The 26,290-nt window shown below is 71.6% G+C and carries 21 protein-coding genes; 9 read left to right on the plus strand and 12 right to left on the minus strand.

The window, feature by feature from the left end; genetic code table 11:
• Window positions 1-298 precede the first annotated feature (298 nt).
• A complete protein-coding gene (locus tag ACFWZ2_RS33890; protein WP_384552293.1) occupies window positions 299-790 on the plus strand; it encodes a hypothetical protein in 492 nt (163 codons plus the stop codon).
• 137 nt (window positions 791-927) lie between these two features.
• On the opposite strand, the gene ACFWZ2_RS33895 is transcribed toward ACFWZ2_RS33890, so the two are convergent.
• The 5 genes from ACFWZ2_RS33895 to ACFWZ2_RS33915 form a co-directional block, all read right to left on the minus strand.
• Window positions 928-1,449 carry a hypothetical protein gene (locus ACFWZ2_RS33895; RefSeq protein ID WP_384552295.1) on the minus strand — a complete coding sequence of 174 codons (522 nt, stop codon included), beginning with the start codon at window positions 1,447-1,449 and terminating at the stop codon, window positions 928-930.
• A 190-nt stretch (window positions 1,450-1,639) separates the two neighbouring features.
• Window positions 1,640-2,944, minus strand: a complete 1,305-nt coding sequence (locus tag ACFWZ2_RS33900; protein WP_384552297.1) for an alpha/beta hydrolase — start codon at window positions 2,942-2,944, stop codon at window positions 1,640-1,642.
• A 201-nt stretch (window positions 2,945-3,145) separates the two neighbouring features.
• Window positions 3,146-3,364: a hypothetical protein gene (locus ACFWZ2_RS33905; protein WP_384552299.1), complete on the minus strand. Its 219-nt coding sequence runs from the start codon at window positions 3,362-3,364 to the stop codon at window positions 3,146-3,148.
• A gap of 122 nt (window positions 3,365-3,486) precedes the next feature.
• Window positions 3,487-4,251 carry a hypothetical protein gene (locus ACFWZ2_RS33910; RefSeq protein ID WP_384552301.1) on the minus strand — a complete coding sequence of 255 codons (765 nt, stop codon included), beginning with the start codon at window positions 4,249-4,251 and terminating at the stop codon, window positions 3,487-3,489.
• Between the two features lie 15 nt (window positions 4,252-4,266).
• Entirely contained in the window at window positions 4,267-4,395 is a 129-nt protein-coding gene (locus ACFWZ2_RS33915; RefSeq protein WP_384552303.1) for a hypothetical protein, read from the minus strand.
• Window positions 4,396-5,124: 729 nt separating this feature from the next.
• Between ACFWZ2_RS33915 and ACFWZ2_RS33920 the strand changes: the two genes are divergently transcribed.
• The 4 genes from ACFWZ2_RS33920 (at window position 5,125) to ACFWZ2_RS33935 (ending at window position 10,047) form a co-directional block, all read left to right on the plus strand.
• Window positions 5,125-6,117, plus strand: coding sequence for an SCO0930 family lipoprotein (locus ACFWZ2_RS33920; RefSeq protein WP_384552305.1), 993 nt, complete (start codon window positions 5,125-5,127; stop codon window positions 6,115-6,117).
• A 223-nt stretch (window positions 6,118-6,340) separates the two neighbouring features.
• Entirely contained in the window at window positions 6,341-7,153 is an 813-nt protein-coding gene (locus ACFWZ2_RS33925; RefSeq protein ID WP_384552307.1) for an SAM-dependent methyltransferase, read from the plus strand.
• On the plus strand, window positions 7,150-9,285 hold the full coding sequence (locus ACFWZ2_RS33930; RefSeq protein WP_384552308.1) for a putative bifunctional diguanylate cyclase/phosphodiesterase: 2,136 nt from the start codon (window positions 7,150-7,152) through the stop codon (window positions 9,283-9,285). Before ACFWZ2_RS33925 ends, ACFWZ2_RS33930 begins: the two co-directional genes overlap by 4 nt.
• Before the next feature lie 3 nt (window positions 9,286-9,288).
• The gene (locus ACFWZ2_RS33935) at window positions 9,289-10,047 is read left to right on the plus strand and encodes a VOC family protein (RefSeq protein WP_384552309.1); all 759 of its coding nucleotides are present in this window, start codon (window positions 9,289-9,291) and stop codon (window positions 10,045-10,047) included.
• Here ACFWZ2_RS33935 and ACFWZ2_RS33940 read toward each other — a convergent pair.
• Both ACFWZ2_RS33940 and ACFWZ2_RS33945 read right to left on the minus strand, forming a co-directional pair.
• Window positions 10,027-12,855 (minus strand): hypothetical protein, encoded by a 2,829-nt coding sequence (locus tag ACFWZ2_RS33940; protein ID WP_384552310.1) that lies wholly within the window; start codon window positions 12,853-12,855, stop codon window positions 10,027-10,029. The genes ACFWZ2_RS33935 and ACFWZ2_RS33940 overlap by 21 nt on opposite strands.
• A gap of 61 nt (window positions 12,856-12,916) precedes the next feature.
• Complete coding sequence (locus ACFWZ2_RS33945) at window positions 12,917-13,792, minus strand: LysR family transcriptional regulator (protein ID WP_384552313.1); 876 nt, start codon at window positions 13,790-13,792, stop codon at window positions 12,917-12,919.
• Between the two features lie 95 nt (window positions 13,793-13,887).
• On the opposite strand from ACFWZ2_RS33945, the gene ACFWZ2_RS33950 reads away from it, so the two are divergent.
• The 4 genes from ACFWZ2_RS33950 (at window position 13,888) to ACFWZ2_RS33965 (ending at window position 18,885) form a co-directional block, all read left to right on the plus strand.
• On the plus strand, window positions 13,888-14,595 hold the full coding sequence (locus ACFWZ2_RS33950; RefSeq protein WP_384552314.1) for a succinate dehydrogenase: 708 nt from the start codon (window positions 13,888-13,890) through the stop codon (window positions 14,593-14,595).
• A 3-nt stretch (window positions 14,596-14,598) separates the two neighbouring features.
• Complete coding sequence (locus ACFWZ2_RS33955) at window positions 14,599-16,548, plus strand: fumarate reductase/succinate dehydrogenase flavoprotein subunit (protein ID WP_384552316.1); 1,950 nt, start codon at window positions 14,599-14,601, stop codon at window positions 16,546-16,548.
• On the plus strand, window positions 16,545-17,291 hold the full coding sequence (locus tag ACFWZ2_RS33960) for a succinate dehydrogenase/fumarate reductase iron-sulfur subunit (protein ID WP_384552317.1): 747 nt from the start codon (window positions 16,545-16,547) through the stop codon (window positions 17,289-17,291). Before ACFWZ2_RS33955 ends, ACFWZ2_RS33960 begins: the two co-directional genes overlap by 4 nt.
• A gap of 79 nt (window positions 17,292-17,370) precedes the next feature.
• A complete protein-coding gene (locus ACFWZ2_RS33965; protein ID WP_384552319.1) occupies window positions 17,371-18,885 on the plus strand; it encodes an acyl-CoA synthetase in 1,515 nt (504 codons plus the stop codon).
• Here the strand turns inward: ACFWZ2_RS33965 and ACFWZ2_RS33970 are convergent, their stop codons facing one another.
• From ACFWZ2_RS33970 to ACFWZ2_RS33990, 5 genes are all read right to left on the minus strand, one after another.
• Window positions 18,886-19,902, minus strand: a complete 1,017-nt coding sequence (locus ACFWZ2_RS33970) for an ABC transporter permease (protein WP_384552321.1) — start codon at window positions 19,900-19,902, stop codon at window positions 18,886-18,888.
• Entirely contained in the window at window positions 19,899-21,476 is a 1,578-nt protein-coding gene (locus ACFWZ2_RS33975) for a sugar ABC transporter ATP-binding protein (RefSeq protein WP_384552323.1), read from the minus strand. Before ACFWZ2_RS33975 ends, ACFWZ2_RS33970 begins: the two co-directional genes overlap by 4 nt.
• Before the next feature lie 11 nt (window positions 21,477-21,487).
• On the minus strand, window positions 21,488-22,453 hold the full coding sequence (locus ACFWZ2_RS33980; protein ID WP_384552325.1) for a sugar ABC transporter substrate-binding protein: 966 nt from the start codon (window positions 22,451-22,453) through the stop codon (window positions 21,488-21,490).
• A gap of 40 nt (window positions 22,454-22,493) precedes the next feature.
• Window positions 22,494-23,576 (minus strand): LacI family DNA-binding transcriptional regulator, encoded by a 1,083-nt coding sequence (locus ACFWZ2_RS33985; RefSeq protein ID WP_384552326.1) that lies wholly within the window; start codon window positions 23,574-23,576, stop codon window positions 22,494-22,496.
• Between the two features lie 192 nt (window positions 23,577-23,768).
• Window positions 23,769-26,126 carry an ATP-binding cassette domain-containing protein gene (locus tag ACFWZ2_RS33990; protein WP_384552328.1) on the minus strand — a complete coding sequence of 786 codons (2,358 nt, stop codon included), beginning with the start codon at window positions 26,124-26,126 and terminating at the stop codon, window positions 23,769-23,771.
• Between the last annotated feature and the right edge of the window lie 164 nt (window positions 26,127-26,290).

The raw sequence follows: 26,290 nt of genomic DNA on the forward strand, positions 1-26,290 counted from the left end.
AGAACGCTAAGCGCGGTGCGCGAGGTGTGCGAAAGGGCGGGAGCGAACGGGTGGCGGACGGGCCGGGTGCGCCATCCGGGTCGCCGCCGGGCAGGAAATTTCTGACGGTCCGTGACCTGCGGCGATGTCGGCTCGCGAGGACACCGCTCGGCGTGTCGTCTCACCGGTACGGCCGATCCCCGAAATGCGGCCCTGTGCACGGCATCTGAGGGTCTGTCTGGGAGGCGCTCTCGCCGATCGACCGGGGACGGTATCCCCGGGGCGCCCTCCGCGGAGGATTCCCATGCGTACTTCTCGTATGCGCACCACTCGTGCCCTCGCGGTCGCCGTCGCGGCCGGTGCGGCCGTCGGGCTCGCCGCTCCGACCGCGTCCGCCTGGGCCGACCCGACCAACATCGTGGCGATGCCCAGCGTGATCCCCAAGGGCGGACATCTGACGGTCACGGTCGACGGCACGTCCTGCCAGTCCGACGGCAAGATCACCTCGCCCGCCTTCCCCGACACCAACCTGCAGGCGATCCCCGGCGGCAGCACCGCGAGCGCCACCGCGGTCATCAACTCCGACGCCCAGCCCGGGGCCTACGACATCACGGCGCACTGCGGCGGCAAGACCCTGACCCGTCCGTCCGCCTTCACGGTCATCCACGGCGGCGTCCGCGGCGGCGTCGGCGGCAGCACGACCGACGGGGCGACCAGCACCGACATGGCGATCGGCGGCGCCCTGGTGGCCGCGGCCGTGATCGGCGGCGGGGTGTTCTGGATGCGCCGCAGGACCGAGAACCGGGTCTGAGCACGGGGGCCGAGCAGGGGCCCCGAGCACCGGCGCGGGTCCGCGCGACCCCCTTCCGCGTGGCGCCCGCCTCTCGCACCGCACGTGACACCCTTCGCCCCCGGGACCTGGAGACGTCCCGGGGCGAAGGGTGTGGTTCAGGAGTTGTCCTCGCCGGTGCGGCGGCGCGTCTTGTAGTACGCGGTGCCGAGCGCGCCAAGGATCAGCGCGCTGCCGAGGGCGATCTCGTGCAGGTCGAGCCCGCCGAGGCTGCCGCCGATGCCGGCCTTGACGCCCTTGTGGACGGTGCCGTTGTCCGGGCGGCCGGTGGCGATGGTGAGGTCCGTCTTGCCGGTCTCGCCCTTGCAGTCGAAGGTCACCTCGTACATCGCGCCCGGTTTGGCGTCCCAGAACACCGAGGCGGTGGTGGACGACTGCCCCTTGGGGATGTGGGCGTCGTCGAAGACGCCCGAGGTGACCTTGGTGTCGCCGTCGCAGCTGTCCACGCTCAGCGTGACCTGGCCGCCGGCGGCGATCGTCGAGGGGGTCACACGGAAGCCGAACGACGTGATGTTGTTGTTCGTGTCGTCGCCCGCCACGGCCGCGGACGCGGTCGGGGCCGTGAGGGTCAAGGCGGTGGCGGTGAGCAGTGCGGCCGAAGCGACGCGTATCGCGCGCATGATGGATCCTCCGGGTCCCCGAGGAGCAACTGCGGACCTTCTTCCGCTTTCACCTGAAATGCACCTCGATGCCGGAAACGCTAGGCAGGGACCCCTGCCCCCGCGATCGGTGTAGGGCGAACGGGGCATCCCTGTCCGCCGGGCGGGGGAACGGCCCCGTGTCGCACGCCGGATGAGCGGGTGTCGTGTGTCAGGGCGTCAGACCGATGTGCGACGCCAGCCAGGGGAGCTGCTTCTGCAGTCCCGGGCGCCATACCTGCCAGCTGTGGCCGCCGGGCAGTTCGACGAGTTCGGCCCGCATCCCGGCCTTCTTCGCCGCCTCGTACACCTTGTGCGCCTGCGGCCGGTACGTCGAGTCGTCGGTGCCCGCGACGAACATGCCCGCCGTGTCGGGGAACTTCTTGTGCGCCATCACGTCCATCGGGTCGACCTTCTCGAAGGCGGCCTCGTCGCCGCCGAAGGCCGCGTCCACGGTCTGCTTGCGGCTGCCGAGCGTGGGCTCGTCCTGGCCGGAGATGTCGAGGAAGGTGCCGTACACCTGGGGTGCGTTGACGGCGAGCTGCAGGGAGCAGGTGCCGCCGTTGGAGAGCCCGGAGACCGCCCAGTGCTCGCGGCCCGTGGCTGTCTGCAGATGTGCGGCGGCCCAGGCCGGGACGTCGTCGGCGAGATACGTCTGGACGTTGCCGAGCCGGGAGTCCATGCACAGCGGATTGTCGAAGGGGGAGCCCAGCGGGTCGACCACCAGGACGATCGGCGCGAGCCCCGCGTGCCCCGCGGCGAACTCGTCCATCATGTCCGGCAGCTGACCGGAGGTGATCCAGTCCTGGGGCGATCCCGGCTGACCTGCCATCAGGACGAGCACGGGCAGCGGTGGCCGGGGCGACGCGCGGTAGGCGGGCGGCAGGTAGACGTATGCGTCACGGGCCTTGAAGCCCGACTTCGTGCCGGGGATCGCCGCGGTCGACACGGTGCCCTTGGCGGGCAGGTCCCCCGGTGCCTTCCACACCTCGGAGAGCGCCTTGCCCTTCGGGACGTCGAGCAGGGCGCCCTTCTTGCCGGTGGCGTCCTTGAGGCTGACGGTGTCCTGGGGGCCGAGCATGGTGCGCGCGGTCGGGTAGTTGTCGTAGTGGATGTTGACCTCGGAGAGGCCGAGCACCACCACGAGCACCCCGCACAGCAGCGCTCCCGCACGGCCGCGCCAGCGCAGCGTCGGCATCCGGCAGAGCGTCAGGCATACGCCGAGGATCGCGACGCCGATCCACACCACGACGTCCTGGGGGAGCTTGTCGGGGAAGGGTTTCCACCAGTCGTCGACGGTGAGCTGGACGAGGAGCGTCAGGAGCGCCGCCGCGACCAGGGCGGCGGGGAGGAGTCGGGTCCACCAGCGGCGGTCGCGGGAGAAGAGGAGGGCGGCGAGTGCCAGGCAGCCGAGGATCCGGACGACGAGCGGAACCGCCCCGTCGACCAGCGACCAGTCCAGTGGCCCGGTGGCCATCGGCGCCCGTTCCACGCGTGTCCCCGTTCTTCGATCCGGGTTCCTTCGATCCAGGGGAAGTAGGTGAGCGGACCGCTCTGCCTTGAGCTACAGCCCCGCGCAGTGGAGCTGGGTGGACTTGAACACACCATCTGTCCGCTCTCCGAAAACCATAGCAATCGGGGCGAAACTGGCAAATCGGGCGGTATGTGCGACGGAGGCTCAGGCCTCCCGGCCTCGCCACGTGTGCGGGGCCCCGCGCCACTCGACGAGATGCGGGTCGTCGAGCGCGATGTCCGCGTCGCCGAGCCCCGCGCGCCGCAGGAACTCCACCAGATCGCGGTCGCCGCGCGCGACGCCGACGTCCTGCCCGCGCACGGTGACCCGCCGCCCGCCGTCGACGGCGGGCGGGTGGACGACGATGGGTGTCTGCCAGGCCATGGCACAAGAGTGCGCCGGTCGGGGCCCCGGCGCAGCACGGTTCACGGCCATCCGGCGGCGCGGGGAGCCGGTGGACTCTCCCGCGCCGCACGGAACTCCCCTCGGTCCCGAGGGGCGGTGCCTCAGCCGCCGATCCCCGGGAACAGCACGTGGAACGGTTCCGCCGTCGCCGCGATGCCCCGGCTGTAGGGCGCGTCGAAGTCCCAGATGAGGAAGAGCAGGAAGGCGAACAGGGCCGAGAAGAGCCCGGCGAGGAACAGCTCGCGTCGGGTGCGGCGGATCTGCAGGGCGAAGATCATGCCGATGGTGACCAGACCACCGGCGATCAGACCGAACCAGACGACGCCCGGCATGGTGGCCCCCGCGCTGTCCGCGCGGGCGCCGCGCGCGTCGTCGGCGGCCGCGACCTGGTCGACGAGCGGCTGGTACGCCTGGGCCTCGAAGTCCGACCTGGGCTGGTAGTCGGTGACGTCGTGGCGCACCCGGGACAGGAGCCGGGACCCGCGGTCGGTGAGTTCACCCGTGGCCGACATCGTGTCCCACTCGGTGGTCACGACGTGGCTGACATAGGCGTGGACGTCGGCGCGAATACGATCCCGTACGTCCTCGGGATAGACCCGCGCACGCTCGGAGACCTCGTGCAGCGCCTGGGCCTCCACCCGGACGTGTTCCTGGGCCGAGCCGCGCGCCTCCCAGACGCCCGCGATGGCCAGGCCGAGCACGATGGCATAGACCACGCCGATCATCATCGTCATGTACTCGATGACGTCCGGGGTCTCCGACGCGTCGTAGTCCTCGCCGGTTCTGCGGTGCCGCAGCAGTGTCACGAGGAGGACGACACCGCAAGCGGCGGCCATCGCGAGGGTGAGAACAAGCCATTCCGACATGGATACCTCCGGTGGTCAGCGCGGGCGCAGTGCGGCGACGGCCAGGACCGCGGGCGCCGTGATGAGCAGGGTGAGCGAGACGAGGGACGGGCCGCTCCGGGGCGGCTGCTTGCGCACCGGGGCGTGGTACGCGGGATAGGTCACGGGGGGCGGGGACGGGGCGATCCGGTGGTGAACGGGGGGTTTCGGCCTGGGCGTTGGCTTGGGGGTCGGCGCCGGCGCGGGCCTCGGTGCAGGCTTCGGCGCGGGCCGGGCGGGGGTCTGTTTCGGCGGTGGCGGCTGTGGCGCCTGGGTCTTCGGTGGTGGGGGCGGGTGCGAGGGCTGCGGAGGAACGGTCCGTGGCGGCGGCTCGGGCGTGGGTGTCGGCGATGGCGACGGCGACGGGGACGGCTTCGGGGGGTGGGGCGGGTCCGTGGGGCAGGCGACGCCGTCGCCCGCCACGGCCACCGCGCCATCCCCGGCGGAGCCGCCGTCCTGAGTGACCGACGCGTACGCGCAGGCGTCGGCCGGTGCCGCACCCGCGGCCGCCGACGAGCCGAGCACCAGGGCCAGTGCCATGAGCGCCAACACGCGTGTGACTAGGGCCGATAAGGCTCGTGGAGATCCGTGCACGACCGAGAGCATGGGGGGCGCGCGAGCCCGGTGCGCCGCAGTCGCTTCCGATTGACACGAAGGAAGGAGGAGCCGTCGCCACGGGTTTGACGGAGTGCGCCCCCACCTGGGCCGCGCGGGGTCCCCCCACCTGCGCCGCGCGGCGTCCGCGCAAAGAATCTTGCGGGGCGATTGAACGCGACCGCTGTCCCCACCCGTACCTAGGGCCATGTGTGACGCAACAGGGCGCCACAACACCTGAACGGACAGTGGGAGTTGGAGATGCGGCATCTGGTAGGGCGTTCCTCTCGGGCCTGGCGGGGTGCCGCGCTCGCAGCGACAGCCGCGGCTCTGCTCGCGCTGACCACGGCGTGCGGTCAGGACAGCGGCGACGCCTCCCCGAACGGGCAGAACGTGGGCAACGAAGCGCCCGCCAAGGACGACGGGTACGGCTCCGGCTCCGGCTCCGACGACGGCTATGGAGCGGATGCCGACGACGCGGGCAAGGGCGCGGACGCCGAGGCGAAGTCCGCCGGTCAACTCGCCGTGTGGGACAGCAAGAAGCTCGGCAAGGTCGTCACGGACAGCGCGGGCTTCACGCTCTACCGCTTCGACAAGGACACCGCGCAGCCGCCCAAGTCCAACTGCGACGCCGCCTGCCTGAAGGCCTGGCCCGCTGTCGCGGCCGACGGCGCCAAGGCCGCGCCGGGCGTCGACGAGTCCCTGCTCGGCGAGGTCACCGCCGCCGACGGCACCAAGCAGCTCACCATCGACGGCTGGCCCATGTACCGCTACGCACAGGACGGCAAGCCCGGCGACGCCAAGGGCCAGGGCGTCGGCGGCACTTGGTTCGCGGCGGCCCCCGACGGGAAGAAGGCGTCGCCCGCGGCGGCCGGCGCGGCGCCCGCCGATCCGGCGGGTCTTTCCACCCGCAAGGATCCGAAGCTCGGTGAAATCGTCGTCGACAAGAACGGCATGACCGTCTACCGCTTCACGAAGGACTCGGCCTGGCCGATCAAGTCGAACTGCGTGGGCGCCTGCGCCGAGAAGTGGCCCGCGGTCGCCCCCGTCGACAAGGCGGACACCGAAGGGATCAAGAAGAAGGGCTTCATGACCTACAACCGGCCGGACGGCGGCAAACAGCAGACGATCGACTGCTGGCCGCTGTACACCTTCTCCGGTGACAAGAAGCCGGGGGACACGAAGGGGCAGGGTGTGGGCGGAACTTGGTACGCCGCGAGCCCCGAAGGCAAGGCGGTCAAGACATCGCAATAGCGTCAAGGCCTGCGCACGGCGCACGACCGGGCCGGTCCGTTTCCTCCCTTATCACAGGGAAGGGGCGGGCCGGTTATCGGTGTGGGATACGGCACTTGCCAAAGGCAGTGACCGAGAACGGACGGCCAATTTCCGTTTTGACTCGCTCCCTTGGCGGACGATCAGTAGCCTCACCCTCGAACACCGGATCGCCTGTGCCACCCCCCTACGTCTTGGAGTCTTGATGGAGCGTCCTGCCTGGGCCCCGTTGAGCATCGACATCTCGATGCCCAGCGTCTCCCGCATCTACGACTACTACCTGGGCGGCTCGCACAACTTCGAGGTGGACCGCGAGGCGGCCCGCAAGGCGATGGAGTTCATGCCGGGACTCCCCAAGATCGCGCAGGCGAACCGCGCTGTGATGCGCCGCGCGGTGCGGTACGCCGTCGGCGAGGGCGTCACCCAGTTCCTCGACATCGGCTCCGGGATCCCCACGTTCGGCGATGTCCACGAGGTGGCGCGGCAGGCCAGCGACGAGGCCCGCGTCGTCTATGTGGATCACGATCCGGTCGCCGTCGCACACAGCAAATCCGTTCTCGAGGGCGACGAGCAGTCCGCCGTCCTCGCCGGGGATCTGCGCAAGCCCCGGGACATTCTGGGCAGTTCGGAAGTCGGCTCGCTCCTCGACCTCGACCGCCCGGTGGCTCTTCTCCTCGTCGCCGTCCTGCACTTCGTCGAGGACGCGTACGATCCATACGCGGCGGTCGCCGAACTGCGGGACGCCCTCGCGCCCGGCAGCCTGATCGTCGTCACCCACGCCTCGTACGAAGGGATTCCCGTCCCCGCCGAGCAGGCAGGCCACACCGTCGGTGTATACAAGGACATCCGCAATCCACTGATCATGCGCTCGCGCGACGAGATCGCACGGTTCTTCGAGGGATACGACATGGTGGAACCCGGCCTGGTGCCGATGCCGCACTGGCGGCCCGACACCGCGCCCGAGGAGGAGGATCCCTATTCCTTCTCGGGGTACGCGGGCGTGGGACGGAAGCTTTGAGCGGCGAGCCGGACGGACCGGAGGGAAGACTGCGCAGGTTCGCCACCATCTGGAGCCGCGCGATCTTCCCCGTGACGGCCACCTCACTGACCCGTCCCGAGTTCGAGCAGCAACTGGTGCCGCTCGCCCGCCGGTTGCGCGACGCGCTCCAGGAGCGGGTCTTCGACGCGGCGGCGGGCCAGGCGGTCGGCGCCGGACTCATCGGCACCCACTGCACCGACCCCGAGGCGCTCAGCCGCACGCTCGACTGCGTCGACGCGTATCTCGTCCTGTACTGCGGCGGTGACGGACCCCAGGAGGAGCTGCGGGCCCGCTCCGCGCGGATCCAGCACGCCGTGGCCGCGGGCTTCGCCCAGGCGCTGCGCGAGCGCACGCTGGCCGAGCAGGAGGCGATCTCCCGGGCCGCCCTGAGTGCCCGCAGCGCCGTCGCCGAGGCCCTGCACGCGAGCGAGGCACGGTTCCGCGCCGTCTTCCACGGCGCCGCCATCGGCATCGGCATCGCCGACCTCGACGGCACCGTCCTCGAGGTCAACGACGCGCTTGTCCGCATGTTCGGCGGGCTCGAACACCAGCTGCGCGGGCGCAACGTGGGGGAGTGGACGCACCCCGACGACTCGCCCCACGTCTGGCGCCTGTACGAGGAGCTGGTGCGCGGCGAGCGCGAGCACTACCGCGTGGAGAAGGCGTTCTACCGCCCGGACGGAACGGTCCTGTGGACCAATCTGACCGTCTCCCTGCTGCGTGACGCGGACGGCGTCCCGCAGTACCAGCTGGCGCTGATGGAGGACACCACCGAGCGCCGCCTGCTCAACCTCCGGCTGCGCTACGAGGCGACGCACGACGCCCTCACCGGACTCCCCAACCGCACGCTGTTCTTCGAACGCCTGGAGAAGGCGCTCGCGGTGGGCGGCAACAACCGGTTCGGGCTCTGCTACCTCGACCTCGACGGCTTCAAGACCGTCAACGACAGCCTCGGCCACGCGGCGGGCGACCGGCTCCTCGTCGAGGTCGCCGACCGGCTGCAGTCCTGCGCCACCGCGCCCGGCGAGATGGTCGCACGGCTCGGCGGCGACGAGTTCGTGGCGCTCACCACGGGCCCCGACACCGAGACCGAGGTGGACGAGCTCGCCGGGCGCATCATGAACGCCCTCGCCACCCCGATCCGCGTCGAAGGACGCGAACTCACCGTGCGCGGCAGCATCGGCATAGTGGAGGGTCCCGCGGGCGTGCGCGGCGCGGCCGAGGTGCTGCGCAGCGCCGACATCACGATGTACCGCGCGAAGTCCGCGGGCGGCAACCGCTACGAACTCGCCGACCCCGAGGCCGACGCCCGCGCCATCACCCGGCACGGCCTGACCACCGCGCTGCCCGCCGCTCTGGAGCGCGGCGAGTTCTTCATCGAGTACCAGCCGCTCGTGCACCTCGGCGACGGCAGCGTGCGCGGCGCCGAGGCCCTGGTGCGCTGGCTGCACCCGCAGCACGGCGTCATCGGCCCCGACCGGTTCATCCCGCTCGCCGAGCACACCGGTCTGATCGTGCCGCTCGGCCGCTGGGTGCTTGAGGAGTCGGTGCGCCAGGCGCGTCTGTGGGAGGCTCGGCACAGCGATGCGGGGCCCCTGCGCGTCAACGTCAATCTCTCGCCCATGCAGCTCACCCACCCGGGCCTGGTCTCCGACACGGTCGACATCCTGGAACGCGAGGGCCTCGAACCCGGCGCCCTGTGCCTGGAGGTCACCGAGTCCGCGCTGATAGGAGCCGACGACGACCTGCTCAAGCCGTTGCGCAGGCTCGCCGAGATGGGTGTGGACATCGCGCTCGACGACTTCGGCACGGGCTACTCCAACCTCGCCAATCTGCGCCGCCTGCCGGTGAGCGTGCTCAAGCTCGACCGTTCCTTCACCCAGGGCATGCAGCACTTCCCCGCCGACCCCGTCGACCTGAAGATCGTCGAGGGGATCGTCTCGCTCGCCCACAGCCTGGACCTCGCGGTCACGGTCGAGGGCGTGGAGACGGGCGCGCAGGCCGACCAGCTGCGGGAGCTGGGCTGCGACACGGCCCAGGGCTGGTACTACGCGCGCCCCGGCCCGCCGGACCGGCTGCATGAACTCGCCCTCGCGGACGCGACGAGCTGAGCCGTGATCCGCTGGACGTACGCCTTCATCGACCGGTCACATGACCGCTTCCCGCAGGCGTACGCCTTCTGGGCGACGGTCACAGGGGCGACGCCGTCCCAACCCCGGGGCCCGGCAGGGGAGTTCGTGACGCTGCTGCCCGCCGGGCCCGCCGACGCGCACGTGAAGGCGCAGGCCGTGGGCGGGCCCGGTGGCGCGCACCTCGACTTCGCGGTGGACGACGTCGTCGCCACGGCGCGCGAGGCACGCGGGCTCGGCGCCACCGCGGTGTACGCGGAGGACGGTCTGGAGGTGCTGCGCTCGCCGGGTGGGCGGCTGTTCTGCGTCGTGCCCTGGGCGGGGGAGACGTCGCGTCAGGCGCCGGTGGCCTCGCCCGGCGGTGCCTTCGGCCGCCTCGACCAGGTGTGTCTCGACATCGCCCCGGCGGCGTACGACGGGGAAGTCGCCTTCTGGGCGGCGTTCACCGGATGGGAGTCCGTCGGGACGAGGCTCCCCGAGTTCCACCTGGTGAAGCCGCCGAGGGAACTGCCGGTGCGGATCCTGCTGCAGCGCCTCGGCACGGAAGGCCCCGGTGGTGCGCACCTCGATGTCGCCTGCCTGGACATCGACGGGGTCCGTGCCTGGCACGAGAGCCTCGGTGCGCAGTTCGTGTCCCAGGGCGTCGAGTGGACCGTGATGCGGGATCCGGCGGGCGGGACGTACTGCCTGACGAGCCGTGATCCGGAGACCGGCGATGTCGCCTCACGGGGGAGCGCCGGGTGACGGCGAGGACGAGGTCGACGACGGCGAGGGGCTCGGCGGCTCGACAGGAGCCGTGACGTCGTTCGCCCAGGCGGTCGCGAGGACGGTGACCGCCGCGGCGATCGCCGCCACGAGGACGGCGCTGACCGGGGTGGCGAGCGAGGTGAGCCGCCGGAAGTTGCGGATGTGACCCCAGAGCAGATCCGCCCTGCGCACCAGGCGGATCTCCCAGTACAGGCCGAGCCCGAGGGCGAGGACCGTGCTCTGGGCGAGCAGCAGGAACACCGACAGGGTGGTGGACTCGTACGGCGACTGGAGCTTCGGTACGAGCAGCAGGAGCTGCACCGCCGACATCACGGTCCACAGCCAACCCGCCTTCGCCACCGGGCTGTTGCCGCGCAGCCACGGATACAGATAGCCGTACGTGAAACCGTGCGCGAGCCATACGCAGGTCGGTGCGCCCGCGACGGTGACCGCTTCGGGGACGCCGCTGTAGCCGTGCGCCTGCGAGGCGGTCCAGATGGTCCACGGCAGGGTGAGCAGCGCGGTGGCGGCCGTGGCCGTGACGCCGTTGGCCCAGGCGGGGCGGCCCGCCGAACTGCAGAGCGCGGCGGCCCGCAGGCGCGCCGTCTCGCGCGCCGCGTCCTGCGCCGTGGGCTGTTTGAGGCTCCGCCACGTCTCGTCCCAGTCGTCGGCGGGCAGTGAGGTGTCGGCGAGCGTCGCGCGCGAGGAGGTCAGGAAACGGTGGCGGCCCTCGGCGAAGAGCAGCGCGCGGGCGAGTTCGGCCACCAGGCGGGCGTGGGCGGCGCCGGTGCGCGCGTGCAGCCGCGCGGCCTGCCGGGCGCGGCCGTACGGCAGCAGCAGGAGGCCGCCGCCCCAGGCGGTGGTCAGTGCGGCCGCGGTGGTCCAGTAGGGGAGCCAGCTCTCGGGTGCGCCGATCACGGTGGAGCTCGCGGCGAGCACGAGCAGCAGGAGGCAGCTCGCGCGGGCTCCGGGGTGCCAACGGCCGCGTTGCGTACCGGTGTTGCGGAGGTGCAGCAGGAGGAGAGCCGTGGCGGTCAGCCAGATGAGCTGGAGTGCGGGGGCGAGGACGCGGATGCCGATGATGAGCTGGTCCCCGGGGCTCTGCCCCGTCAGCTGCATGAACAGGTCCGATGTGGGCGGCAGTTGGGCGTAGACGTACTGGTGGAGCGGGGTCCACCAGGGCAGGAGCGCGGTGACGAGCAGGAGCCCGGCGGCGGCCCGGTGCCATCCGGACGCGGCCCCGAGCGGTCCCGCGATCAGGAGCAGCGCCGCGACCCAGGGGGCGAGCAGCAGGAAGACGGCCGGCCAGCTCGCCACCAGGGCGGACCGGGTGAACGTCAGCTCGGCGCCGGGGAATTCCTGCCACAGATCGCGGGGCACGGCCTGCAGCGCGATGGCCGACGCCACCCCCGCCCAGGTCGCAGCGGCGAGCGGTACGGCCCACGGGCGCAGGCCCGGCCACCAGGGCTGCAGCCGCAGGAAGCCGAAGGCGGCGGCCGAGGCCGCCGAGGCGGCCGCCAGACAGTCGAGCGCGGGCCCCTGCCAGTCGTGGCCGCCCATGAAGCGGAACAGCAGGACGAGCGCCGGTGCGGCCGAGGCGACGGCGAGCGGGGGCCCGACCGGCGGCGGCAGCGAGGTGCGCAGCCGGTGGCCGACGGCGGTGGCGACGACGGGGAGCGCGAAGAGCAGGGCCCCGAGCAGCACGCCCTGGGTGTGGACCTCCAGGGGCAGCGGCTGGCCGATCAGGTCGCTGCTGGAGAAGAGGGTGGAACTCCACATCCAGCCCAGCACGCTCCAGGTCGGCTGGTAGAGGTCCCACAGCAGCGCGGCGGAGGCCGCACCCACGAGGGCGAGGGTGCTCAGGACGACGGGGCGACGGGGGACCGTGCCCGCCGATGTGCCCTGCGACGCGCGGCGGAGTCCGGCGACGGCGCCCGTCGCGGCGAGGAACAGGGCCAGCAGCGAGACGAGTGCCTGGTGCCGTGACGCGGTGGTGAGGTACTCCTCCGCGGCGGCGTCTGCCACCGGCTCCGTGCCGCGGTACAGGGCGGTGACCTGTTCGTCGCCCCGTACGTCGGTGAGGCGGAAGCGGACCGATCGCGCGGTCTGCCGGTCCGGCCGCCCCGATACCTCAAGGCCCCACTCCGGGGGGACGTGGATGCTCCAGGTCCAGTCGCCCGGCAGGCGGGGCACCACACCGTCGTCGCCGTCCTGCGCCCGTTCGTCGAGCGCGTAGGTGAGTCCCGTGCCCGATGTCGTGACGGTGTCCTCGGCGGTCACCGTGACCCGTCTGCCCCTGGCGGGCTGGCTGACCCCGCACCAGTCGGGGAGCCCCGCCAGGTTGCCCGCCTGCTGCTGCTTGTCGGGCGACGCCAGGTATCCGACCGCGGTGCCGGTGGCGTATCCGCCCGGCAGGACATAGCTGACCGCGGAGATCGTCGAGGGGTCGGTCCTGAGCGTGCCGACGAGGGGGTCGTCGGCACGCAGGCTCAGGCGGTAGCGGGACGTGATGCGCCAGTTGTCGCCCGAGCCGGTGCGGCGGATGTCGACGGAGATGTCTCCGCCGCTGTCAGGCCCTGGCAGTTTCGCGGCCACGTCCTGCGCGCCGAGCGGGAACAGCGGATCGCTGGACGCGGCCGAGGGTTCGATCCGCGACAGGTCGTGCTCCTCCGTCACGGCCTGCCGCCGCGCCGCGTCCCCCCACCGGTCCGCTCCCCACACCGCGCATCCCACGACGACCGCGCACAGCAGCAGCACCGTGACGGCTTTCGCCGTCGCCTTCGCCGCGTCGCGCACCGTCGGCATGGGCGCCCCCTCGCGCTGCCGGGGGAGCCACTGTAGAGCCGCCCCGGCAGCACCGGGAGTGTCAGCGTTCCAGCAGCATCCGCTGGAGTTCGCGGGCGGCCCGCGGCGGCGCCACGTCGCTGCGGTGGGCGAGCGCGATGGTGCGGTGCAGGCTGGGCCTGGCGAGCTGCGTCATCCGCAGTCCCGACCCGGAACGCTCCGCGACCATGCGCGGTACGACGGCGACGCCGAGCCCGGCGCGCACGAAGCCGAGCACCGCGTCCATCTCGCCGCCCTCGACCGCGAACTCCGGCTCGAACCCCTCGGCGCGGCAGGCGGCGACGGTCAGTTCGCGCAGGTCGTAGCCGTGCCGGAACATCACGAGGCGCTCGCCCTGCAGATCGGCGATGCGCACGGTCCTGCCGAGGCGGCGCGCCTGCGGGGCCGACACCACGACGAGGTCCTCGCGCAGGAGTTCCACGGTGGTCAGCGCGGGCGACGGCGAGGGGAGGGGGAGGACGACGAGCGCCAGGTCGAGTGCGCCGCGCGCCAGTTCGCGTACGAGATCGTGGGAGCCGCCCTCCTCGATCAGGAGCTGGATGCCGGGGTGGCGGTCGTGGAAGGCGCGCAGCACGTCGGGCAGCAGGCCCGTGCACACGCTCGGGGTGGCGCCGAGGCGGATGCGGCCGCGGCGCAGCTGCGCGAGTTCCTGGACCTCGATGCGTGCGGTGTCCGCGTCGGCGAGGATCCGGCGGGCCAGCGGCAGCAGGGTCTCGCCGGCGTCGGTCAGCGTGATGTTTCCGCGGGCGCGGCTGAACAGTTCCGCGCCGAGTTCCTTCTCCAGGGAGCGGATCTGCTGCGAGAGCGACGGCTGGGAGACGTGGACCTCCTCCGCGGCGCGCGTGAAGTGCCGTGTCTCGGCGACCGCGACGAAGTAGTGCAGCTGCTGGAATTGCATACACGCACGATACGTCGGTCGATAGGGAGCAGCTATCGAGATGAGCTGATCCATCTCTTGGACTGATCGGGACTTTCGGCCATAGCGTCACCGGCATGGCTCTGGCAACGCGGACGGACAAACGTCCTTCCATGACCCGCACGCTGTGGGACTCCACCATCGGCAAGAAGACCGTGATGGCGGTGAGCGGCTTGATCATGCTGCTCTACCTGGTCGCGCACATGGTCGGCAACCTGAAGATCTTCTTCGGGCCCGATGAGATCAACCATTACGCGCACTGGCTGCGCACGGTCGGCGAGCCCTTCATGCACTACGAGTGGACGCTCTGGCTGATCCGCGTGGTGCTCGTCGTCGCGGTCGTCGCGCACGCCACCTCCGCGTACCAGCTGAGCCGTCGCGACATCAGGGCGCGCCCCACCAAGTACGTGCACAAGAAGCCCGAGGCGAGCTTCGCGACCCGCACCATGCGCTGGGGCGGCATCATCCTCGCCCTGTTCATCGTCTGGCACATCCTCGACCTGACGACCGGCACCGTGCATCCGGGCAACTACCAGCACCTGCACCCGTACCAGAACATCATCGACACCTTCTCGACCTGGTACGGCAACGTCATCTACATCGTCGCCGTCGTCGCCCTCGGCTTCCACGTCCGGCACGGGCTGTGGAGCGCCGCGCAGACCCTGGGCGTGGGCACCGCGACCCGCGACCGCGTCCTCAAGCCCCTGGCCAACGGCCTCGCCCTGGTGCTCGTCGTGGGCTTCGTCTCCGTACCCGTGGCCGTCATGACCGGACTGGTGAGCTGACCCATGAATTCCTACGCCGACTACACGACCGGCGAACCGGTCGTCGACCACAAGGCCCCCACCGGACCGATCGCCGAGCGCTGGGACACCCGCCGCTTCCAGGCGAAGCTGGTCAACCCCGCCAACCGCCGCAAGCACACCGTGATCGTGGTCGGCACCGGCCTGGCCGGCGGTTCCGCGGGCGCCACGCTCGCCGAACAGGGCTACCACGTCGTGCAGTTCTGCTACCAGGACTCGCCGCGCCGCGCCCACTCCATCGCCGCGCAGGGCGGCATCAACGCCGCCAAGAACTACCGCAACGACGGCGACTCGATCCACCGGCTCTTCTACGACACCGTCAAGGGCGGCGACTTCCGCGCCCGCGAGTCCAACGTGCACCGCCTCGCGCAGATCTCCGTCGAGATCATCGACCAGTGCGTCGCACAGGGCGTGCCGTTCGCCCGCGAGTACGGCGGACTCCTCGACACCCGCTCCTTCGGCGGCGTCCAGGTCTCCAGGACCTTCTACGCACGCGGCCAGACCGGACAGCAGCTGCTGCTCGGCGCCTACCAGGCGCTGTCCCGGCAGATCGCGGCGGGCAACGTCGAGATGCATCCGCGCACCGAGATGCTCGACGTGATCGTCGTCGACGGACGCGCCCGCGGCATCGTCGCCCGCGACCTGATCACCGGCAAGATCGACACGTACTTCGCCGACGCGGTGGTCCTCGCCTCCGGCGGCTACGGCAACGTCTTCTACCTGTCGACGAACGCCATGAACTCCAACGCCACCGCCGTCTGGCGGGCCCACCGGCGCGGCGCCCACTTCGCCAACCCCTGCTTCACCCAGATCCACCCCACCTGCATCCCGCGCACCGGCGACCACCAGTCCAAGCTGACGCTGATGAGCGAGTCGCTGCGCAACGACGGCCGCATCTGGGTGCCCAAGGCCAAGGGCGACGACCGCCCGGCGAACCAGATCCCCGAGGACGAGCGCGACTACTACCTGGAGCGCATCTACCCCTCCTTCGGCAACCTCGTGCCCCGCGACATCGCCTCGCGCGCCGCGAAGAACGTGTGCGACGAGGGCAGGGGAGTGGGCCCCGGCGGGCAGGGCGTCTACCTCGACTTCGCCGACGCGATCCGGCGCATGGGCAAGAAGAAGGTCGAGGAGAAGTACGGCAACCTCTTCGACATGTACGAGCGGATCACCGCGGAGAACCCGTACGAGGTGCCGATGCGGATCTACCCCGCCGTGCACTACACGATGGGCGGCCTCTGGGTCGACTACGACCTGCAGACCACCGTCCCCGGCCTGTTCGCGGTCGGCGAGGCCAACTTCTCCGACCACGGCGCCAACCGGCTCGGCGCGAGCGCCCTCATGCAGGGCCTCGCCGACGGCTACTTCGTGCTGCCGTCCACCATCAACGACTACCTCGCGCGCAACCCGCACCAGGACGAGGTGGGCGAGCGGCACCCCGTCGTCCAGGAGGTGCTCGCCGAGACCGAGGACCGGCTCAACCTGCTCCTCGCCGTCGACGGCGACCGCACCCCCGACTCCTTCCACCGCGAACTCGGCGAAGTGATGTGGGAGTTCTGCGGCATGGCCCGCACCGAGACCGGGCTGCGCAAGGCCCTGGAACGCATCCCGCAGATCCGCGAGGAGTTCTGGCGCCGCATCAAGGTGCCCGGCACCGGCGAGGAGTTCAACCAGTCCCTGGAGAAGGCCAACCGCATCGTCGACTACCTGGAGCTCGCCGAGCTCATGTGCCTCGACGCCCTGCACCGCGCCGAGTCCTGCGGCGGCCACTTCCGCGAGGAGTCCCAGACCCCCGACGGCGAGGCCGCCCGCCGCGACGAGGAGTTCTCCTACGCGGCCGCCTGGGAGTTCACCGCCACCGGCGAGGCCCCCGTCCTGCACAAGGAAGACCTCGTCTTCGAGTACGTCCACCCCACTCAGCGGAGCTACGCATGAAGCTCACCCTGCGCGTCTGGCGCCAGCAGAACACCGACGCCTCCGGCGCCATGTCCACCTACGAAGTGGACGAGATCTCCCAGGACATGTCCTTCCTGGAGATGCTGGACACCCTCAACGAGGAGCTCATCCTCAAGGGCGAGGACCCCGTCGCCTTCGACCACGACTGCCGCGAGGGGATCTGCGGCGCCTGCTCGCTCGTCATCAACGGCGACGCGCACGGCCCCGAACGCACCACCACCTGCCAGCTCCACATGCGGTCCTTCAAGGACGGCGACACGATCGACATCGAGCCGTGGCGCGCGGCGGCCTTCCCGGTCGTCAAGGACCTCGTGGTGGACCGCTCGGCCTTCGACCGGATCATCCAGTCCGGCGGCTACATCAGCGCCCCGACCGGCGCCGCGCCCGAGGCGCACGCCGCGCCGGTGCCGAAGGCGGACGCGGACTCGGCCTTCGAGCACGCGGAGTGCATCGGCTGTGGTGCGTGTGTGGCGGCCTGCCCGAACGGGTCGGCGATGCTTTTCACTTCTGCCAAGGTCAACCACTTGAACGTGCTTCCGCAGGGTGCGCCCGAGCGGGAGACCCGGGTGCTCGACATGGTGGCGCAGATGGACGAAGAGGGCTTCGGTGGTTGTACGTTGACCGGCGAGTGCGCGACGGCCTGCCCGAAGGGCATTCCGCTGCCCTCCATCGCCGCCATGAACAAGGAGTGGCTGCGGGCCACGCGGAAGGTCAGCCGGTAGCCGCTGCGCGATTGTCCGCGGGGCGGCTGTGGTTGCTCGCGCCGTTCCCCGCGCCCCTTCGGGGCGCTACCTTCAGCTGATGTATCCGGGAGCGTACGACCCCGCCAGGACGGCCGTCGTCACCGCCGACGGCACACGGAAGATCACCTACGGACAACTCGAAGAACGCTCCCTGCGGCTCGCGGATCATCTGCGGGCCGCAGGTCTGCGTCGGGGTGACCATCTCGCCCTGCTCTGCGACAACGACCCGCGCGCCCTGGAGGTCTACTGGGCGGTGATGCGGTCCGGGCTCTATCTCACCGCGGTCAACCACCACTTGAGCGCGGAGGAGGCCGCCTACATCGTGCGCGACTGCGGTGCGGCGGTGCTGATCGTCTCCGGCTCGCTCACCGAACTCGGCGCCCGGGTCACGGAGTTGGCGGGCGGACCGCAGCTGGTGCTCGGGCTCGACGACGGGACGTACGAGAAGGCCCTGGACGCGGCGTCCGCCGTGCCGCCCGCCCGGCAGCCGCTCGGCGCCGACATGCTCTACTCGTCCGGCACGACCGGACGCCCCAAGGGGGTCGAACCGACGCTCCCCGAAGGCGACGTGCGGGAGCAGCCCACGACGTACACGCTCATCTTCCAGACCATGTACGGATTCGGCGAGGACACCGTCTATCTGTGTCCCGCCCCGATCTACCACGCGGCGCCGCTGCGCTTCTGCGGTGTCGTGACGGCGACCGGCGGCACGGTCGTCCTGATGGACGCGTTCGACGCGGAGGGTGCCCTCGCGGCCGTGCAGCGGTACCGGGTGACGCACAGTCAGTGGGTGCCGACCATGTTCGTCCGCATGCTGAAGCTGCCCGCACGGGTGCGCGAGCGGTACGACGTGACGTCGATGAAGGTCGCCATCCATGCCGCCGCGCCCTGCCCCGTCGAGGTCAAGCGGCGGATGATGGAGTGGTGGGGGCCCGTCCTGTACGAGTACTACTCGTCGACGGAGGGCAACGGCATCACCTTCATCGCCCCCGACGAATGGCTGCGCAAGCCGGGCTCGGTGGGCCGGGACGGTCTGCTCGGCGCCCTGCGGATCTGTGATGAGTCAGGGCGGCTCCTGCCCGCGGGGGCGACCGGAACCGTCTACTTCGAGCGCGAGGACGTGCCCTTCCGGTACCACAACGACACCGGACGAACCCGCGAGGCGCAGCACCCCGAGCACCCCAACTGGACCACCACGGGCGACATCGGGCACGTCGACGAGGACGGCTATCTGTTCCTCACCGACCGCAGGGCATTCATGATCATCTCGGGTGGTGTGAACGTCTATCCGCAGGAGTCCGAGGACGTGCTCGTGCTGCACCCGGCCGTCGCCGACGTGGCCGTCGTCGGGGTGCCGGACGCCGAGATGGGGGAGGCGGTCAAGGCCGTCGTCCAGGTCGAGCAGGGGTTCGCGGCGGGGCCCGAACTGGCGCGTGAACTCATCGACTTCGCGCGCGAGCGCATCGCGCACTACAAGGCGCCGCGCTCCGTCGACTTCACCGAACGCCTGCCGCGCACCCCCACCGGCAAGCTGGCGAAGGCCCGGCTGCGCGACGCCTATCGGAACGGCTGATCAGCCCAGGCGTGCGGCGAGACGGTCGCGGTAGTGGTCCACCACCACCGCGACCATGATCACCCCGCCCGTGATCATCTGCCGCTGGAAGTCCGAGACCCCCATCAGGAGCAGGCCGTTGGTGAGCACGCCGAGCAGACAGGCGCCGAGCAGCGTCCCGATCATGGATCCCTTGCCGCCGGACAGCGAGGCCCCGCCGATCACCACGGCCGCGATCGCGCTCAGTTCGTAGCCGCCGCCGAGGATCGGCGACGCGATGTTCAGCCGCGCCATATAGGTGATCGCGGCGACGCCGACGCACAGGCCCGCGATGACGAACACCGCCACCTTCACCACCGAGGTGCGGTGCCCGGACAGGCGTACCGCCTCCTCGTTCGACCCGATCGCGAAGACCAGACGCCCGAACACCGTCCGGGTGAGCACCAGCTGGCCCGCCGCGACCATGGCGAGCGCGATCCAGAACAGGGCGGGCACGCCGAGCAGCGTCGCGGTGCCGAAGTGGCTGAAACCCTGAGGGAAGTCGTACTGCGTCTTGGCGTCGGTGTAGTCGAGCGCGGCGCCCCTCGCGATGTTCAGCATGCCCAGCGTGACGATGAAGGACGGCACGCGCCAGCGTTCCGACACGAAGCCGTTGACCAGGCCGCAGGCCATGCCGACGGCGACGGACACCAGGACGGCCAGCGTCACCGCCACGCCCACCGAGAGGTCCTCGGCGGTGAGGACGTCGCCCGCGACCACCGCGGAGAGCGCCATCACCGAGCCGACCGACAGATCGATGCCGCCGACCAGGATGACGAAGGTCAGGCCCACCGCCAGCATCGTGTTCAGGGTGATCTCGGTGGCGATGTTCGTGAAGTTCCCCGTGGTCGCGAACTTCGGCGCCGCCAGCGTGAAGACGGCCACCAGGGCGAGCAGGGCGACCCCGGTGCCCGCCTCGCCCATCGCCTGGCGGGCGAGCGAGCCGACCGTGGAGCGGTCTTCGAGGGGGCGCGGGGGAGCGGGCGGTGCGGAGGTCATGCGCGGGCACCCTTCGTCGTGCCGTCGGCGGGGCCGTGGGCGGGACCGTGGGCGGGGCCGTTCGTATAGCCGGAGTAGGCGAGCGCCAGGATGTGCTGTCTGGCGAAGTCGGCGCGGGCCACCTCGCCCGCGATCCGGCCGCGCGAGAAGACGAGCAGCCGGTCGCAGATGCCCATCAGCTCCGGCAGGTCGGAGGAGACGACCAGGAGCGCCTTGCCGGCCGCCGCGAGGCCGACGAGCTGCTGATGGATCTCGTAGCGCGCGCCCACGTCGATGCCGCGCGTCGGCTCGTCCACCACCAGGACGTCGGCGCCCGCCAGGAGCCATCGGCCGAGGACCACCTTCTGCTGGTTGCCGCCCGACAGCGTGCGAACGAGCGTGCGCACCCCGGGAGTTCGCACCCTGAGCCGCTCCACCGTCTCGCGGGCGATGCGGTCCTCCGTGCCGCGCCGCAGCAGCCCCGCGCGCGAGACCCGGCGCGTCGCGGCGAGCGTCACGTTCGCCGACAGGGGCAGGTCCAGGACGAGCCCCTGCCCCTTGCGGTCCTCCGTGAGCAGGCTGATGCCGTGCCGCACCGCGTCGCGCGGGCCCCGGATCCGCACCGGCCTGCCCTTCACCAGGATCCGCCCACCCTGGGGGCGGTCGGCGCCGAACAGCGCCCGCACCGTCTCCGTACGGCCCGAACCCACCAGGCCCGCCACGCCCACCACTTCGCCCGCGCGCAGCGCGAACGAGACCGGGGCGCCGCCGCGCGGCACGAGGTCCCGCACGCGCAGCAGTTCGGGTCCCGGCTCGCGCGGTACGTACGGTGGGTACTCGCGCTCCATGTCGCGGCCGACCATGAGGCGGATCACCTCGGCGGTGTCCGTGCCCGCGACCTCCTTGGTCACCACATGGCGGCCGTTGCGGAACACCGTCATCCGGTCGGCGAGTTCGAAGATCTCCTCCAGATGGTGCGAGATGTACAGGACCGCGGTGCCGCGCTCCGTCAGCGAGCGCAGGAGTGCGAAGAGCCGCCGTGTCTCGCGCGGCGTCAGCGTCGCCGTGGGCTCGTCCATCACCAGGACCCGGCAGTCCTGGTGCAGTGTGCGGGCGATCTCCACCAGCTGCATCTGAGCGATGCCGAGCCGCTCCACCTTGGTCCGGGGGTGTACGTCGAGGCCGACCTCGGCGAGCAGTGCCTGCGCCCGCCGGTGCAGCGCGCGCCGGTCGACGAGGCCGTGCCTGCGGGGCAGCCGCCGCAGGAAGAGGTTCTCGGCGACGGACAGCTGCGGGACCAGGTGGAACTCCTGGTGCACGACCTGGACACCCGCCCGCATCGCCGCCGCCGCGTCGCCCGGCGCGTACGGCGCACCGCCGAGCCGCAGCGTGCCGCCGTCCGGCGCCTGGGTGCCCGCGAGGATCTTCACGAGGGTCGACTTCCCCGCGCCGTTCTCGCCGATGAGGGCGTGCACCTCGCCGGGGAGCAGATCGAGGCGGACGTCGTCGAGGGCGACCACCCCCGGGAAGGTCTTCGACACACCCGCGACCTCCAGGACGGGACCGCCGCCGAGGGATCGTGCGTCCCTGCCCATGGCCCGCACCGTCAGCCCAGGTCGTCGGCGGTGACGACCTTCACGTCGGTCTTCACCCAGCCCGTCGGCTCGTCCCCGTCGACCGCCTTCATCGCCTGGTCGATGCCGTCGGCGGCCTGCTGCGCGGCGTATTGGTCGACCGTCGCGACGACCCGGCCCTTCTGCACGTACGGGCGGATGGCCTCGATGTTGTCGAACGACGCGATCTTCACGGAGGCCTTCTTCGCGTCGATGGCCTTCAGGGCGCCCAGCGCCATCGAGTCGTTGGAGGCGAGGACCCCCTTGATGTCCGGGTGCGCGGTGAGCATGTTCCCGAGGACGGTGTACGCCTCGTCGGTCTCCCAGTGCGCCGTCTTGGACGAGACCACCTTCAGGCCGCCCGCCTTGGCCGCCGCCCGGAATCCGGCGGCGCGCTGGCGCGCGTTGTCGGCGCCCGGGCTGCCTTCCAGGAGGGCGACCTCGGCGCCCTTGCCGAGGGACTTGGCCAGGACGTCGCCCGAGAGCCGGGCGCCCCGTTCGTTGTCGGGCCCGACGAAGGGGACCTTCATGCCGGACGCCCGCAGCGCGCCGTCGTCGAGCTTCACGTCGATGTTGATGACCTTCAGGCCCTGCTTCTCCGCGCGCTCGAGGGGCGCCACCAGGGCGCGGGAGTCGGCGGGCGCGATCACGAGGGCGTCGGCGCGGTCGGTGACACAGCGGTTGATCGCCGCGACCTGACCGTCGATGTCCGTCTCGTTCTGGATGCCGCTGGTCTTCAGGTCGAGGTCGCCGCGCTGCTTCGCGTGGGCCTTCGCGCCCTTCTCCATGGTCTGGAAGTACTCGTTCCCCAAGGACTTCATCACCAGGCACACGGTGGGGCGGCCGCCGTCTCCGGGCCTGTCGGCGGACGCCCCGTCGCCTTCCTGGCCGCAGGCGGTGAGGACCGTCGCGGCACCGAGGGCGCAGGCGAGGGTGACTGCGGTGGTGCGCTGCTTCATCACGTGACTGCCTTCCACTGGTGGGGGGATGAGCGGTCGTTCACGGAATGCCGGACGCCGCCCGGGCATCGGGGCCGCCGCCCGCGGGATCCGGGCAGCCGCACGAGCCGCGGGCCAGCAGCGTCACCGGCAGTACGTCGCGGGTGGGGGCGAGGCCCGGCTCCTTGACGCGGGCGAGCAGCCGCCGCACCGCGGTGCGGCCGAGCTCCTCGAAGGGCTGGCACATCGTGGACAGCGCCGGAGTGGTGTACGCGGCCGCCGCGATCCCGTCGAACGCGACGAGCGCGAGGTCGTCGGGGACCCGGATGCCGAGCTCGGCCGCCGCGCGCAGGACCCCGGCCGCCTGGGTGTCACAGGTGACGAAGAGGGCGTCCACGCGCCGGTCCCCGGAGAGGAGGGCGAGCGCGGAACGGTATCCGTCGAGCCGTCCGAACGAACCGTGCAGGAGCGGCGCCGCGTCCCCGGACACCGCGTCGTCCGCCGAGCCGGTCCCGGCCGCGATCCCCGCCTCCGCCAGCGCGGTGCGCCAGCCCGCGACCCGGTCCACGGTCGGGTGGATGCCCGCAGGGCCCGCGACGCAGCCGATCCGGCGCCGCCCGTGCGCGAGCAGATGCCGGGTCGCCTCCCACGCGCCACGGGTGTGGTCGGCGAGCACGTGCGAGGCCGCCACGCCGTCCAGTTCGCGGTCGAGGACCAGGAAGGGCACGCCGGAGCGGTCCAGTTCGGCGCGCCAGGGACGGTCGCCGTGCGCCGGGATGAGCACCAGGCCGTCCACCCGCCGGTCCAGGAACGTGCGCAGATACCCGGCCTCGCGTCCGGCGTCGTCCACGCTGTTGCCCACGAGCAGGGTGTAGCCCGCCGCCCACGCGTGGTCCTCCAGGGTGCGGGCCAGCTCGGCGACGAAGGGGTTCGCCGCGTCGGGCACGACGAGCCCGAGCGTCATGGTCCGGCTCATGCGCAGGGATCTGGCGACCGCGTTGGGGCGGTAGTCCAGCGCCCGGACGGCCGCGAGGACCCGCTCCCTGGTGGCGGGCGCGACGGACCTCGGTCCGTTGTTGAGCACGTAGCTCACGACCGAGGGCGAGGTACCCGCGAGCCGTGCCACGTCCTGTCGCGTTGCCATGCCGGGCCTCCCCTGGGGGACGGCGTACAGGGACGGACGGACTCTGCGAACTCGTGGCTGTGCAACACGAGTTGGCAATTCGTGTTGCGCCAGAATTATCGGAAGCGGCCGCGGCGGCCACAAGGGCGAGGATCGGCCCCGTTCGCGCCCCGTTCGCGCCCCGTTCGCGTCCTGGGAACGGGGCGCGCGTGGCTAGCGGTCCTGGACGCCCAGCGCCCGGCCCAGATACGGCGCGGTGCGGCTGCCCCCGGCGCGCGCCACCTGCGCCGGGGTGCCCGCCGCCACGACGAGGCCGCCCCGGTCGCCGCCGCCGGGGCCCAGGTCGATCACCCAGTCGGCGCCCGCCACGACCGCCATGTCGTGCTCGACGACCACCACGGAGTTGCCCGCGTCGACCAGTTCGTGCAGCCGGTGCGTGAGGACTTCGACGTCGGCGGGGTGCAGGCCGGTGGTCGGCTCGTCCAGGAGGTAGAGGGTGTGGCCGCGCCGCACCCGCTGCAACTCGCTGGCCAGCTTGATGCGTTGGGCCTCGCCGCCGGAGAGTTCGGTGGCGGGCTGGCCGAGCCGCAGATAGCCGAGTCCGACGTCGAGGAGCGTACGCAGGCTGCGTACGACGGCCGGGGTGTCCGTGTCCGCGAAGAAGTCCGCCGCCGCCTCCACCGTGAGGTCGAGCACCTCCGCGATGTTCCGCCCGTGGTAGGTCACTTCGAGCGTCTCGGGGTTGTAGCGGGCGCCCGCGCAGTCCGGGCAGGGCGCGTACGTGCTGGGCAGGAAGAGCAGCTCGACGCTGACGAAGCCCTCGCCCTGGCAGGTCTCGCACCGCCCGCCCGGCACGTTGAAGGAGAACCGGCCCACTCCGTAGCCGCGTTCCTTCGCGGTGCCGGTGGCCGCGAAGACCTTGCGTACGACGTCGAAGAGGCCGGTGTACGTGGCGAGGTTGGAGCGCGGTGTGCGGCCGATCGGCTTCTGGTCCACGCAGACGAGGCGGCCGACCCCCGGAAGGTCCTCGGTGATCTCGCCGACGAGCGTGGACTTGCCGGAGCCCGAGACGCCCGTCACCGCGGTGAAGGCGCCCAGGGGAATCTCCGCCGTCACCTCGCGCAGATTGTGGCGGGTCACCGGGCCGGCCTTCAACCAGCCCTGCGGGGAGCGCACTTCACGCTCCGGCGGCGGCGCCACATCGAAGAGGAAGCGGGCCGTCGCCGACTCCGCGACCCCCGCGAGCTCCGCCACGGGACCGCTGTGCAGCACCTTCCCGCCGTGCTCGCCCGCCTGCGGGCCGACGTCGACGAGCCAGTCCGCGTGGCGTACGACATCGAGGTGATGCTCCACGACGAAGACGGAGTTGCCCGCGGCCTTCAACCGGTCAAGGACCGTCAACAGGGCCTCGGTGTCCGCCGGATGGAGCCCCGCTGACGGCTCGTCCAGGACGTACACGACGCCGAAGAGACCCGAGCGGAGCTGGGTGGCCAGGCGCAGCCGCTGCAGTTCGCCCGCCGACAGCGTGGGCGTCGCGCGGTCCGGGCTCAGATAGCCGAGCCCGAGCTCGGTGACGGTCGCGATCCGGGCGAGCAGGTCCGCGGTCAGGACCCGTGCGGTTTCCGAGGAGTCCGCCGCGCTCTCCAGGGCGCCCGCGAGATCGGACAGCGGCAGCGCCGCCAGTTCGGCGATCGTACGGCCCGCGAACGTGACCGCCATCGCCTCCGGACGCAGCCTGCTCCCGCCGCACGCCGGACACGGCGCGCTCTCCAGGAACCGCTCCGCCTTCGCCCGCAGCGTCTGGCTCTTGGAGTCCGCGAAGGTCTTCATCACATAGCGCCGTGCGCTCATGTACGTGCCCTGGTACGGGCGTTGGATCCGGCCCGCGTCGCGCACCGGGTGCACGGTCACCACCGGCTGCTCGTCCGTGAAGAGGATCCACTCGCGGTCCTGCCGCGGCAGCTCGCGCCACGGCAGGTCCACGTCGTGGCCGAGCGTGTCCAGGACGTCGCGGAGGTTCTTGCCCTGCCACGCGCCGGGCCAGGCCGCGATGGCGCCCTCGCGGATCGACAGCGAAGGGTCGGGGACGAGCAGTTCCTCGGTGGTGCGGTGGACCAGGCCGAGGCCGTGGCACTCGGGGCACGCACCGGCCGCCGTGTTCGGCGAGAAGGCGTCCGAGTCGAGCCGCTCCGCGCCCTCGGGGTAGCTGCCCGCGCGGGAGAACAGCATCCGCAGCGAGTTCGACAGGGTGGTGACCGTGCCGACGGACGAACGCGACGTCGGCGCGGAGCGGCGCTGCTGCAGCGAGACCGCGGGCGGCAGCCCCGTGATCTCGCCGACCTTCGGCGCGCCCACCTGGTGGATGAGCCTGCGGGCGTACGGCGCGACGGACTCGAAGTAGCGCCGCTGCGCCTCGGCGTAGATCGTGCCGAACGCGAGCGAGGACTTGCCGGACCCCGAGACGCCCGTGAAGACCGCGAGGACGTCGCGCGGAATGTCCACGTCGACGCCTTGGAGATTGTGCTCCCTGGCGCCCCGGACACGTACGTACGGATCGTGGGGGCTGTGCATGGGCGGGGCTCCGTACGTGGCTCGGGGACAAACCCCACGATTCTAGGCCGGGCACGGTACGGGCGCATGCCGCCGTCCCGTTCCCCGGGCCGGGCGTCAGCGCTGGTGGACGCCCCGCTGCCGGGTGCGCTCCAGCTCCACGGCCTCGTACAGCGCCTTGATGT

Origin of the sequence: Streptomyces sp. NPDC059002 (genome assembly GCF_042740435.1) — a bacterium.
Lineage (GTDB): Bacteria > Actinomycetota > Actinomycetes > Streptomycetales > Streptomycetaceae > Streptomyces.

What these genes read in the sequence shown, in the direction of transcription:
- ACFWZ2_RS33970 (WP_384552321.1), bottom strand. Translation starts at nt 19,902, where the DNA reads ATGACCTCCGCACCGCCCGCTCCCCCGCGCCCCCTCGAAGACCGCTCC.
- ACFWZ2_RS33905 (WP_384552299.1), bottom strand. Translation starts at nt 3,364, where the DNA reads ATGGCCTGGCAGACACCCATCGTCGTCCACCCGCCCGCCGTCGACGGC.
- ACFWZ2_RS33900 (WP_384552297.1), bottom strand. Translation starts at nt 2,944, where the DNA reads ATGGCCACCGGGCCACTGGACTGGTCGCTGGTCGACGGGGCGGTTCCG.
- ACFWZ2_RS33975 (WP_384552323.1), bottom strand. Translation starts at nt 21,476, where the DNA reads ATGGGCAGGGACGCACGATCCCTCGGCGGCGGTCCCGTCCTGGAGGTC.
- ACFWZ2_RS33945 (WP_384552313.1), bottom strand. Translation starts at nt 13,792, where the DNA reads ATGCAATTCCAGCAGCTGCACTACTTCGTCGCGGTCGCCGAGACACGG.
- ACFWZ2_RS33910 (WP_384552301.1), bottom strand. Translation starts at nt 4,251, where the DNA reads ATGTCGGAATGGCTTGTTCTCACCCTCGCGATGGCCGCCGCTTGCGGT.
- ACFWZ2_RS33955 (WP_384552316.1), top strand. Translation starts at nt 14,599, where the DNA reads ATGAATTCCTACGCCGACTACACGACCGGCGAACCGGTCGTCGACCAC.
- ACFWZ2_RS33965 (WP_384552319.1), top strand. Translation starts at nt 17,371, where the DNA reads ATGTATCCGGGAGCGTACGACCCCGCCAGGACGGCCGTCGTCACCGCC.
- ACFWZ2_RS33960 (WP_384552317.1), top strand. Translation starts at nt 16,545, where the DNA reads ATGAAGCTCACCCTGCGCGTCTGGCGCCAGCAGAACACCGACGCCTCC.
- ACFWZ2_RS33895 (WP_384552295.1), bottom strand. Translation starts at nt 1,449, where the DNA reads ATGCGCGCGATACGCGTCGCTTCGGCCGCACTGCTCACCGCCACCGCC.
- ACFWZ2_RS33990 (WP_384552328.1), bottom strand. Translation starts at nt 26,126, where the DNA reads ATGCACAGCCCCCACGATCCGTACGTACGTGTCCGGGGCGCCAGGGAG.
- ACFWZ2_RS33890 (WP_384552293.1), top strand. Translation starts at nt 299, where the DNA reads ATGCGCACCACTCGTGCCCTCGCGGTCGCCGTCGCGGCCGGTGCGGCC.
- ACFWZ2_RS33980 (WP_384552325.1), bottom strand. Translation starts at nt 22,453, where the DNA reads ATGAAGCAGCGCACCACCGCAGTCACCCTCGCCTGCGCCCTCGGTGCC.
- ACFWZ2_RS33920 (WP_384552305.1), top strand. Translation starts at nt 5,125, where the DNA reads ATGCGGCATCTGGTAGGGCGTTCCTCTCGGGCCTGGCGGGGTGCCGCG.
- ACFWZ2_RS33925 (WP_384552307.1), top strand. Translation starts at nt 6,341, where the DNA reads ATGGAGCGTCCTGCCTGGGCCCCGTTGAGCATCGACATCTCGATGCCC.
- ACFWZ2_RS33940 (WP_384552310.1), bottom strand. Translation starts at nt 12,855, where the DNA reads ATGCCGACGGTGCGCGACGCGGCGAAGGCGACGGCGAAAGCCGTCACG.
- ACFWZ2_RS33950 (WP_384552314.1), top strand. Translation starts at nt 13,888, where the DNA reads ATGGCTCTGGCAACGCGGACGGACAAACGTCCTTCCATGACCCGCACG.
- ACFWZ2_RS33985 (WP_384552326.1), bottom strand. Translation starts at nt 23,576, where the DNA reads ATGGCAACGCGACAGGACGTGGCACGGCTCGCGGGTACCTCGCCCTCG.